Raw genomic sequence first — 11,576 nt, 5'->3', positions numbered from 1 at the left:
CGCTACTCACTATCTCTTAATGCAAGTTTAAGTTCTTTGATCTGATCTCTCAACTCAGCAGCCTTTTCAAATTCAAGTTCAACCGCCGCTCTATTCATTTTCTTAGTAAGCTTTTCTATTTCCTTACGAAGTTCCTTCTGATTCATCGCATCAACGGAAGGTCCCTTGCGTCGTCCTTCCTTTTCGTCAGCCGTGATGCCTGTCGTAATAAGATCTCTTACAGCTTTTCTGATAGTTGTCGGCGTAATGCCATGCTCATCATTATATTTTTGCTGTATCAAACGCCTTCTTTCCGTTTCATTTATGGCATTTCTCATGGAATCTGTAATGGTGTCTGCATACATTATTACGTGGCCGTCCACATTTCTGGCTGCACGTCCTATGGTCTGAATAAGCGATGTTTCAGATCTAAGGAAGCCTTCTTTATCAGCATCCAAAATAGCCACAAGGGTAATCTCCGGAATATCAAGCCCTTCACGAAGAAGGTTGATACCCACAAGGACATCGAAGATACCCATTCTGAGGTCTCTCACTATCTCCATTCGTTCCATTGTATCGATATCCGAATGAAGGTATTTGACCTTAACATCAAGCCCTTTAAGATAATCTGTAAGTTCCTCTGCCATCCTCTTGGTAAGCGTTGTGACAAGAACCTTATTGCCGGCCTTAGTCTCTTTGATGATCTCACTGTAAAGGTCATCGATCTGTCCGGTAACCGGTCTTACATCAATCTTCGGATCAAGAAGTCCCGTAGGTCTGATAACCTGCTCGACTTTATTTTCCTCATGAAGTGATTCATAATCCCCCGGCGTTGCCGATACAAACAATGCCTTATCTATTCTCTGCTCAAACTCTTCAAAATTAAGAGGCCTGTTGTCCATTGCAGATGGAAGTCTGAATCCGAAATCTATAAGCACTTGTTTACGGGATTTATTCCCGCCGAACATTCCTCTGACCTGTGGCAGAGAGATATGCGACTCGTCCACTATAAGCAGATAATCATCTCCGAAGAAATCCATCAAAGTACTCGGAGCCTCACCTTCTTTTCCTCCAGCAAGTATCCTTGTATAGTTCTCTATTCCCGAACAAAATCCGGTTTCTCTTAACATTTCGATATCGAAATCAGTTCTTTCTTTAATTCTCTGAGCTTCAAGCAGCTTATCATTTGCCTTAAAATATGCAACTCTTTCTTCCAGCTCTTCGCTGATCTCAGCAAGTGCCTTTTCCATTTTTCCCGGTTCAATAACATAATGAGACGCAGGGAAAATGCACGAGAAATTAACATTTCTTTTTATCTCTCCCGTAAGAGGATCGAATTCCGAAACTCTGTCAACTTCATCCCCAAAAAATTCAACTCTTATTGCAGCTTCATTTGTATTTGAAGGTATTATGTCAACCGTATCACCTTTAACTCTAAAGGTACTTCTCTTGAAATCCATATCATTTCGGGAATACTGCATATCCACAAGATGACCGATCAGATCATCTCTGTCCATAACCATCCCAGGCCTGAGTGAAAGCATCATGGATTTATAATCCTCAGGATTACCGATACCATAAATGCATGAAACAGACGCAACAACTATAACATCATCTCTTTCAATAAGAGCCGCTGTTGCGCTATGTCTCAACTTATCTATCTCATCATTTATCGAGGAATCTTTTGCAATATATGTATCCGTCGATGGAACATATGCTTCCGGTTGATAGTAATCATAGTAAGAAACAAAATATTCTACTGCATTTTCCGGAAAGAAGCTTTTCATTTCTCCATATAGCTGCGCTGCAAGAGTTTTATTGTGGGAAATAATAAGTGTCTTTTTACCTAAGGCTTTTATGACATTTGCCATAGTAAATGTCTTACCGGATCCGGTAACACCCATGAGGGTCTGCTCTTTCATCCCCGAGTTGAATCCCTTCACCAAAGCCTCAATAGCTTCAGGCTGATCTCCGGTAGGTTCAAATTCAGAATGTAATATAAATTCAGCCATAAATGCTCCTTAATTTCTCTTGTAAATATATACCGCTGCCGACATTCTCGGAATAACAGCAGTCAAAGAATTATTCTGCACCATAACAGACTGATCGTCAGGATAATATCCGTTTTCATAGGTTAAGATAACTCGCTTCATCATCCTATTATTCGGAACTCCCATACGTCCCACATGCAGATTAACGGTTTTGTCTTCATAATCACAGTTGATCACGATAGCAGCAGCTTCATCATCCGTGAATCGTCCGAATGCTATACATTTGTTACTTCCGTGAAGCTTTATCAAAGAGCCGTGCATCAAAGCTTCGCTGCTCTTATGTATATTTATCATATCCTTATGGAATTGTATGAGAACCAGGTCTTCCTTGCCCCATGGGTAAGTTCTTCTTGAATCCGGATCGGTCCATCCGCAGACTCCGGCCTCATCTCCGTAATAAATCGTCGGTGCGCCCGGCCATGTCATCTGAAATAATACCGCCTGCCTGAATGTTGCTTTATTTACATTTTCATTTGCGGCTTCAGCTCCCATGGTATGTATCCTGCCGACTCTTCTGTTGGTTCTCGTAAGGAATCTTGAATGGTCATGATTTGACAATTCGTTCATAGCAACCTGAAGAGAATTTTCATTAAAATAAGCCATATAATATCTCATCGAATCCCAGAAAATATCGGGATTACCGAGAAAGTCACCTCTAAATTCGTCACTATGCTTCTCAACTCCGGTAAGGAACCATGTTATCGGCTCCATAAATGCGCCGTAATTCATGATGGTATCCCACTGATCACCCATAAGCCAAGGTTTTGGATTTCCATAATGCTCCGCAAGTATAATAGCTTCCGGATTCGCAGATCTGACTGCATTTCTGAAGTCCCTCCAGAATCTGTGATTATATTCCTCAGAACATCCGAGATCCGCAGCAACATCAAGACGCCATCCGTCACAATTGTAAGGCGGCGAAACCCATTTCTTGCCTATTTCCATTATATAATCATGGAGTTTTTCCGACTCCTCATAATTAAGTTTTGGAAGCGTATCATGTCCCCACCAGCCGTCATATGTGTTGTTGTAAGGCCATGCATTTTTATCATTAAAGCGGAAGAAACTGTTATATGGACTATCCTTATCGATATAAGCGCCCTTCTCATATTCCTCTCTTCCTTCGTAAATCTTCTCTTTGTCAATCCATTTATTGAATGATCCGCAGTGATTAAATACACCATCCAGAATGACCTTGATCCCTCTTCTGTGAGCTTCCTCAACAAAGGAAATGAAGAATTCATTGGATGCCTCAAGATTTTTAAGGTTCGTCACTCTTTCTATATATCTTGTTGCTTCACTATTTTCGCTGTTTTCATCCTTAAGGATATCACCCTCATCAACAACAATCTTTCCGTAGTGAGGATCGATATAATCATAATCCTGGATATCGTATTTATGATTGGATGGTGATACAAAAATAGGATTAAAATAAATAGCATCTATACCGAGATCCTGAAGATAATCCAGCTTGTCCATTACGCCCTGAAGATCACCGCCATAGAAATTAGCCACATCTACAGCCTCAGGAACCTTATCCCAATCATCAACTTTAGTAACCATTCTACCTATATATTTATATTCATTGGAAATAACATCATTTGAAGGATCACCATTATAAAATCTATCGACGAATATCTGATAGAATACAGCGCCTCTCGCCCATGCCGGAACAGTGAAATCAGGTATCACTTCAAAATCATACTGTTCATCCACATCTTTAACCACTCCGAGTTTATTGTAGAAGACAGTGACATTTCCCGCACCTATCTCAAAATAGTATCTTCCTCTCTCAACCAGTTCAGGAAGAACTATCTCATAATAATCAAAAGTAAGATTACTCTCAGCTATTTCCATAGATAGCTTTTCTCCGTTATAGACAACAAGAACGTAGTCTACATTATCACGCGCTGTTCTAAAACGTAATCTGACTTTATCGCCTGTACGAGGCTCAGCCGGTATCCTGAATCTTTCGGACCCATCAGAAAAAAGAGCCCCATAATTAACTATCGGTTTATAATTATATATATAATTGATTACTTTCTGAGCGCTTCTATCTACCATATTTTAACTCTCCGGATCTTAAAACTACCTCTGCCTAAGCATCGGTCTGACATTAATATTTTACCACATATATAATAAAATTACTTTATTTTTTTATTTCAAAAATGGGACTCGGCATCATTTCACCAAGTCCCATTCTTTAGATCTTTATCAAATTTATACTATGCCTGCCAGCTCTTCAACCTGCTTTCTTTTCTCATAAAGCACGCATCCGCCTATATGCTCTGCATTTAAAACATCATTATCCCGAAGTTCCATAAAGAGCTTTGACTCTAAAGCTTCTCGTAGAGAACTGTCCTTTACATTTATATCTGAATATGGTGAAAATGGACAAGGTTCCGCTGCACCATGTGAATTAATATGGAAGAATCCTCTTCCTGCCGCAAGGCATCCACCCGAACTCTTCTCATCTCCCGGGAAAGTCACAAAAAGCATTTCAGGATATTTTCTTCGGAGCTCATTTATCCTTTCAATCATTATGTCTCTTTCTTCATCTCCCGGCGCAAGAAATTCAGTATCTTCAGACATAGGAACGTATTCAATATAGAATATGACTTTACAACCTCTGTCACTCATGATATCCACAAAATCATCCGAAAATACTTCGTCCATATTTTCGGTCGTAACTGTAACCGAGGTTCCAAAAAGCTGCCTGCGCTTATTCAGCTTATCTATCCCGGCCATAAGCAGTCTATAGATTCCGTCGCCGCGTCTGTTGTCGGTGCGAGCTTCATCCCCCTCTATGCTTATTACCAGAACAAGATTTCTGTTTTTATCAAATATCCCAAGGTACGAATCATTAAGATACGTTCCATTAGTAAAAATCGGAAATAAAATATCTTTATGTGTTTTAGCTTTCTCGATGACATCACGTCTCATAAGCGGCTCACCGCCGGCAAGTAAAATGAAACTGATTCCAAGATCTGATGCATCACTGAATATCTTGTCCCATTCATCTCCACTCAGCTGATCCTCAGGTTCAGTATCAACAGTTGCCGTATTCGCTCTCGAATAACAGCCTGCACAATGAAGATTACAACTACTGGTTATGCTGGAAATAAGAAATGCCGGCACATGAAGCCCTTCCTCTTCTAATTTTTTTCTTTTTGCAGAAGCCTTCTTTGTTGAAAGTGCGAATCTTGCCATAAATGCGCTTTCTTTCGGGTCTTTAAGCGTCGCTGCAATAGCTTCTTTAACTATCCTCTCCACCCCGGAGATCATATATTCCTGGATATTCATAAAACTCCTCCTAACTAATCATTCGGAAGTTATTCGGCAGGTATCTGACTTATTCCCGAACCCACTTCAAAATGATATCTGACAATACCCAGATCAACCTCACCCAACATTCCGGCATTATTAATAAATTCAACCGTTTCATCCGATCTGAGTTTTATAACAAATTTCTGCTGATTTACGGCTGTAGGTGCAAGAAGTGCCATCTCCACACCGTTATCAAACCATTCCGGTCTTGTTCCTTCTACTTCCGTCACATCTTCCGCACTTTTAGACTTATGCTGTTTGCCCTGATTTTTTCCATAGCCGATTGCTATAGATATTACAAGTCTTTCTCCGTCATTTACCTCTGCATTAATATTCTTTCTATTGAATGTATTTGCCCAGCAAGTATTAAGGCCAAGTTTCTGAGCCAAAAGAACCAGTTTTTCTCCGTAATATCCTACTCTCTGGTCCAGACTGTTGTTATCTTTACCAACACATGCAATAACGCTGGGTGCAGAGCTAAGTCCCATTACCTTGTTAAGCAATTTATTATATGTATTTCCTGCATTCTCAAGAAATTGGAAATGCAGATTACCCTCTGAATTTATCTCATTTATCTTCTCAATGATGCATGCTATCTTATCTTTTTCGATACGATCCGGCTTATAATTTCTTACTGCATGTCTTTCCTTAATTGCCTTGATGTCACTCATAATTATTTCGCTCATTTTGCATCCTCCAAACAAATCCCTCGGTACTTATATTTTACTCTATTTTATTTCGTACAATTTATAAAGTCAATAGAAAAAGATAAAAAATCCCATCTTTCCCCATATATATTTGTGATTTTTTATGACCTGCTTTTTTCCATCAATTCTTTCACTTCTTCATCCTGAGTCAGATCATATACCATAAAAAAGCATTCATATGCCTGGGTTTTATTGCCAAGACTCAGTGCTTCAAGCCCTGCTCTATACATTAATGCAAGTGTTACCGAAGAAGCTTCTATCGGAATATTGTTTTCTTTCAAAGTCTCTTGGATTTCTTCAATGCTAAGGTCCTTATAACTCTTTTGGGTAGCCACTTCCAGGAAATGTATTTCATTTTCATTTTGCTCTGATTTTTCAAATAGATTGCTATACATATAGCATGCAACAGATACTTCAGGTTTATATTTTTCCAGATAATACCAACCGACATTTCTGTAATATGTTGCCAGTTCCGATCTGGTACAGCAGAAATTATAGGTTTTCTGCGCATATTCAAATTCTTTTTCAATGTCGTGGAGATATTTATAGCAGGAAACAATCTTATTGATAACAGCAACGTTCACAGGATTATATTCCAGCGCCTTAGAGAATTCATTTATAGCCTCACTGTAATTCCCTTCATTCGTGAGCCTGCGTCCATTCTCAATATATTTCTTGCATGCTTCATCAGATATAAGATCATATGATTTATCAGCAGCGATATAATATTCATACAGATAAATATCAGCAATATGATTTAAGGATACCTGTTCATTATTTTCAGCCATTCGTTACATCCTTTCTCGTTAATAAGCTTACTTTCTGTCCGATATTTCATACCGTATCATTAATAAACATATTTTAGTGAACTCAAAAATCAACCGGTTTATCAAAGAATCCCCATCCGCTTAACTCAAAATTTTCAATATCTTTATTTCCAATGGTTGAAGCAAGTTTAACAAGGTCTATCTTAAAATCCACAGGCTTCCCTTTTTTCATTTTGAGTTCTACCTCTATCTTGACCCTGCCTGCATTTTCTCTAAGATCATTCGCTACTCTCTCATATCTGCCATCTTCCCACATACTGTAAGCCTTAGTTTTGATCGCATAACCCGCATTACAATAATATGTACCATCTGTTGCCTGAATACATGGAAGGCCGTCAAATTCTTTGAATTTATAATCCATAAAAACCGACATATATTCTGCTTTTTGGAACAGTCCCATATGCTTTCCTCCAAAAAATCCATTTTGATTTATCGTCTTTTTTATCATTATCTTTATTAATATTTTTAATTATATCACAGTCTCCCCTTGGAATAATAAAAAAGGCTGAAAATTCAGCCTTTTTTCAAATTTTGTATAGTAAAAGAGCCTGCCAACGAACGGCAAGCTCTTTCGGAGAAGGTATTTTGTTACTTATGGGGTGTAGCAAAAAACTATATAATGTATTGGGGGGTTACAAGTGTTATTATATATGAAACAGACAAAAAGTGTTCACAAAAAATCGCTCAATTATACCCCGAATTTGTGCACTTTTACAGAAATGCAATTTTATGTAAACTATTTTCGTTTTTTCTCTGTGCACATTGTTTAATTATCATTTTGCTTCAAGGCATTTTGCACAACAAAACGTTCTGTTTCTTAAGAAGAAGCGAAGGATTATTGTGCCATTTTAATAATTTCTTAATTTTTACTTTTGTTTACTAATCAAAATAATTTATCGAACTCTTCACCGGTTATTTTTTCCTTTTCCAAAAGGAGTTCCGCACCCTTATGAAGAACTTCCATATTATTCATGATTATGCTTTTTGCTGCTTTATAGCAATCATCAATTATTCTCTTAACTTCTGCATCAATTTCGCTGGCAACGACCTCGCCAAACATTCTGGCATGACCAAGGTCTCTTCCGAGGAATACTTCGCCCTCATCATTTGTTTCATAATTAACCGGTCCGATCTTCTCTGAAAAACCGTACTTTATAACCATGTCTCTTGCAGCCTGTGTAGCCATTTTTATATCATGAGAAGCTCCTGTTGTTATATCATCAAATATAAGTTCTTCCGCAATACGTCCACCGAACTCTACCATGATATTTTGAAGCATCTTTTTACGTGTCACATGAGAATTTTCATTTTCCGAAAGCGGCATGGTATAACCTGCTGCTGATGGCCCGGTAGGAATGATCGAAACAAGATGCACAGGTCCGACTTCCGATAATTCATGGAAAAGTATCGCATGTCCTGTTTCATGGTAAGCAGTAATCTTCTTATCCACTTCTGAAATAAGTTTTGATTTCTTCTCTGTTCCTACTCCGACTTTTATAAATGACTTATCTATATCTTCTTTAGTTATGAATTTGCGCTCAAGTTTAGTAGCTCTAATAGCCGCCTCATTCATAAGATTCTCAAGATCAGCTCCTGAGAAACCTACTGTTGTGTGGGCAATCTCATGAATGTTTACATCTTCAGAAAGCTTTTTATTTCTTGTATGAATCTTGATTATCTCTTCTCTTCCCTTAATATCAGGATTATTTACAGCAACCTTTCTGTCAAAACGTCCAGGTCTCATTATGGCAGGATCAAGTATATCTACTCTATTTGTGGCAGCAAGAACGATTATGCCTTCATTGTTACCGAATCCATCCATTTCAACAAGGAGCTGATTAAGTGTCTGCTCTCTTTCATCGTGGCCTCCGCCAAGACCGGTTCCTCTTCTTCTTCCAACAGCATCAATCTCATCAATGAATATCATACATGGAGAATTTCTCTTTGCATCCGCGAAAAGATCCCTAACTCGACTTGCACCGACACCAACAAACATTTCAACGAAATCCGAACCTGAAATAGAGAAGAATGGTACTTCCGCTTCACCGGCTACAGCCTTCGCCAAAAGAGTTTTACCTGTACCCGGAGGGCCAACAAGCAGAACACCCTTTGGTATTCTTGCACCCATTTCCGCATATTTTGTCGGATCTTTAAGGAAGTCAACTATCTCATTTAATTCTTCTTTTTCTTCTGTCATTCCGGCAACGTCTTTAAATGTTAAACCGGTATCAATATCTTTCTTTGCTCGGCTCTTGTCAAAATTCATATATTTATTTCCGCCGTTTGATGCAGCTACATTAGCCGCATTCTGTCCCATGATGATAAATAAAACTATCAAAGCAAGAAACAGAGCAAATATATATGGAGCAAATTTCTGGAAAAGCGATGGTTTTTCTACATCATCAAGCTTAACCTTTATATTATTTCCCACTATCTCTTTAATTGATTTATATGTCTCATTTACGTCTGATGTATAATAGATCACCTCGGATCCATCCACGTAAGAAACATATACTTTACCGGTAGGAACTTCTTTATTCTGAGCAATCTCAATCTCGTCGATGTTACCATTTTGAACATCTTTCATAAGCTTCTCGTTATCGTAGTCTTTGTAAACATCTTTTTCTCTGTTTACAACCATATAATAGATTGCCAAACCTATCAGCAACAGCAGCATGTATACTCCTAAACCTTTGAATGCACGCCTATTCATTTAAAATCTCCTTTAAAAATACTTTCTATCTCGGAACAGTCGATTAATTAATCACTGCTATATATGGAAGATTACGATATTTCTGTGCATAATCCAGGCCATATCCGATTATAAATTTATCCGGGATTACAAAGCCGGACATTTCAACCTTACAATCTACCACTCTTCGATCAGGTTTATCGAGGAGTGTGATTATCTTAAGGCTCGCCGGTCTTCTATCCTCAAATAATTTTCTTACATAACTGAGTGTTCTTCCCGAATCCACAATGTCTTCAACAATAACAACATTTTTTCCTTCTATAGACTCGTCCAGATCCTTATTAAGCCTTACTATTCCTGATGACTCTGTGCCGTCACCATAGCTGGAAACCGAAATAAAATCCATTGTCACATCAGACTTCATATTCTTTGCAAGATCTGTCATGAAGAATACACTTCCCTTAAGAATTCCGATAAGATGTACTGTCTTTCCGGCATATTCCTTGTCAAGTTCTTCAGCCATCTCCTTGACTCTCTTCATCAATTTATCATTATCGATAAGTACTTCAAACTGCTCGCTCATCCAATCGCCCTTTCTAAAATTATTCATCTATACCTTCTATATATTTTAAATAAATGATGTCTTCCGTATCATCATCTATCTTAAATGCTTCACTTAGCCTTAATCCCACAGCCCAGATAACTTCATTTCCGGCCGCCAGGATCGGAATGGCTTTTCTCCGCATCTTATCTATCTTCATATCAGTGAAAAGTCTTTTCAGCTTTTTGCTGCCGCTTGCGGAAATCCTTATAAAATCCCCATCTTCAGGAAGTCTAAACCTTAATATATCATTTATCTTCCCGGCATCAATAGCTTTATACATATCTTCCGAAGGTATTTCCATACCTTTTTCGTATTTTACCTTTTTTATCTCCAGGATTCCATCTCCGAGATAATACTTTCCGTCGTCTGAAACAATAGTCAAACCGTTCTTCCTTTTTCCCGGAGTATTTCTTACAAATACTATCTTATCATAACTTTTATAAACCTTTATCCCGTAAGGAAGATCAAGCTCTTTTCCGTTTTCCATCTTGATCAGTTCATCAACAGCGGATAAATGCGTTGCCGTAACATCTTTACGTTTTCCCGCAAGTTCTTCCAACGCCCTAAGATATACTTCACTTCTTATAAGCTTACTTAATCCGTCTATATCGCTGATCAGTATATTAATCCTGTCATTTTCCCCGGACTCTTTCTCCAGAGAAACCGATTCCGCTGAGCATTTTATAATATCATATACTTCTTCCATTTCGGATGCCAGCCTTACGATATGATTGTCCGCACCCTTATTTAGCTCCTTAAGCTTTGGGAGGATCTCATGTCTTATTATATTTCTTGAATAAATACCCTCAAGATTTGTTGAATCGGTAACATACTCCTGTCCGATAGTCCTAAGATACTCCTCAATCGCTTTTCTGCTTGTTTGAAGCAGCGGACGTATTATTTCACCCCTTTTAACCGGAATGCCCGAAATACCCCTTATACTGCTTCCTCGGACCATATTAAATATAACCGTCTCCGTAAGATCGTCACTGTTATGAGCCACAGCAATCTTATTAAATCCATTTTCCTTCATTACAGAATAAAATGTCTCATATCTTGCATTTCTTCCTGCTTCTTCTTCGGTAAGATTATCCTTTTCAGCCAAAGAAGGCACATCTATGCGAAAGCATTTCCATTTGATCCCAAGGCCGTCGCAAAGATCTTCCACAAATTTCTGATCTCCGTCAGCTTCAGCACCTCTTATCATATGATTAATATGAACAGCCAAAATATCCAGTTCCAATGAATCTTTCAGACTATTCAAAACATGCAAAAGGCAAACCGAATCTGCGCCGCCGGAAACTCCGACAACAACCTTGTCGCCTTTATCCAGAAGATCATTTTCCGATATGAACTTTTTAATCTGATCAATAAAATGCATTTATGTCT

9 protein-coding genes are annotated in these 11,576 nt (G+C 38.4%); all 9 read right to left on the bottom strand.

Translation table 11 applies throughout. The features are described 5' to 3' along the window. Nucleotides 1-2 precede the first annotated feature (2 nt). A complete protein-coding gene (uvrB, locus tag B5D25_RS04165) occupies nt 3-1,991 on the bottom strand; it encodes an excinuclease ABC subunit UvrB (protein ID WP_078786676.1) in 1,989 nt (662 codons plus the stop codon). 9 nt (nt 1,992-2,000) lie between these two features. Beyond that, a complete protein-coding gene (locus B5D25_RS04160; RefSeq protein ID WP_078786674.1) occupies nt 2,001-4,094 on the bottom strand; it encodes a glycoside hydrolase family 13 protein in 2,094 nt (697 codons plus the stop codon). A gap of 156 nt (nt 4,095-4,250) precedes the next feature. Beyond that, nucleotides 4,251-5,333, bottom strand: a complete 1,083-nt coding sequence (locus B5D25_RS04155; protein ID WP_078786672.1) for a radical SAM/SPASM domain-containing protein — start codon at nt 5,331-5,333, stop codon at nt 4,251-4,253. Nucleotides 5,334-5,362: 29 nt separating this feature from the next. Then, a complete protein-coding gene (locus B5D25_RS04150; RefSeq protein WP_078786670.1) occupies nt 5,363-6,043 on the bottom strand; it encodes a nitroreductase family protein in 681 nt (226 codons plus the stop codon). 122 nt (nt 6,044-6,165) lie between these two features. Next, nucleotides 6,166-6,852, bottom strand: a complete 687-nt coding sequence (locus B5D25_RS04145; RefSeq protein WP_078786668.1) for a hypothetical protein — start codon at nt 6,850-6,852, stop codon at nt 6,166-6,168. A gap of 82 nt (nt 6,853-6,934) precedes the next feature. Beyond that, complete coding sequence (locus B5D25_RS04140) at nt 6,935-7,291, bottom strand: hypothetical protein (RefSeq protein WP_078786666.1); 357 nt, start codon at nt 7,289-7,291, stop codon at nt 6,935-6,937. 483 nt (nt 7,292-7,774) lie between these two features. Further along, nucleotides 7,775-9,604 (bottom strand): ATP-dependent zinc metalloprotease FtsH, encoded by a 1,830-nt coding sequence (gene ftsH / locus B5D25_RS04135; protein WP_078786664.1) that lies wholly within the window; start codon nt 9,602-9,604, stop codon nt 7,775-7,777. Between the two features lie 43 nt (nt 9,605-9,647). Next, the gene (hpt, locus tag B5D25_RS04130) at nt 9,648-10,193 is read right to left on the bottom strand and encodes a hypoxanthine phosphoribosyltransferase (protein ID WP_423230091.1); all 546 of its coding nucleotides are present in this window, start codon (nt 10,191-10,193) and stop codon (nt 9,648-9,650) included. Beyond that, on the bottom strand, nt 10,186-11,568 hold the full coding sequence (gene tilS / locus B5D25_RS04125) for a tRNA lysidine(34) synthetase TilS (RefSeq protein WP_078786662.1): 1,383 nt from the start codon (nt 11,566-11,568) through the stop codon (nt 10,186-10,188). Before tilS ends, hpt begins: the two co-directional genes overlap by 8 nt. Nucleotides 11,569-11,576: the final 8 nt, after the last annotated feature.

The sequence above is a fragment of the Eubacterium ruminantium genome, from assembly GCF_900167085.1.
GTDB lineage: Bacteria > Bacillota > Clostridia > Lachnospirales > Lachnospiraceae > Eubacterium_Q > Eubacterium_Q ruminantium.
This window is presented reverse-complemented; position numbering and strand designations above follow the sequence as displayed.

What these genes read in the sequence shown, in the direction of transcription:
- B5D25_RS04140 (WP_078786666.1), bottom strand. Translation starts at nt 7,291, where the DNA reads ATGGGACTGTTCCAAAAAGCAGAATATATGTCGGTTTTTATGGATTAT.
- B5D25_RS04155 (WP_078786672.1), bottom strand. Translation starts at nt 5,333, where the DNA reads ATGAATATCCAGGAATATATGATCTCCGGGGTGGAGAGGATAGTTAAA.
- B5D25_RS04160 (WP_078786674.1), bottom strand. Translation starts at nt 4,094, where the DNA reads ATGGTAGATAGAAGCGCTCAGAAAGTAATCAATTATATATATAATTAT.
- B5D25_RS04145 (WP_078786668.1), bottom strand. Translation starts at nt 6,852, where the DNA reads ATGGCTGAAAATAATGAACAGGTATCCTTAAATCATATTGCTGATATT.
- hpt (WP_423230091.1), bottom strand. Translation starts at nt 10,193, where the DNA reads ATGAATAATTTTAGAAAGGGCGATTGGATGAGCGAGCAGTTTGAAGTA.
- tilS (WP_078786662.1), bottom strand. Translation starts at nt 11,568, where the DNA reads ATGCATTTTATTGATCAGATTAAAAAGTTCATATCGGAAAATGATCTT.
- B5D25_RS04150 (WP_078786670.1), bottom strand. Translation starts at nt 6,043, where the DNA reads ATGAGCGAAATAATTATGAGTGACATCAAGGCAATTAAGGAAAGACAT.
- uvrB (WP_078786676.1), bottom strand. Translation starts at nt 1,991, where the DNA reads ATGGCTGAATTTATATTACATTCTGAATTTGAACCTACCGGAGATCAG.
- ftsH (WP_078786664.1), bottom strand. Translation starts at nt 9,604, where the DNA reads ATGAATAGGCGTGCATTCAAAGGTTTAGGAGTATACATGCTGCTGTTG.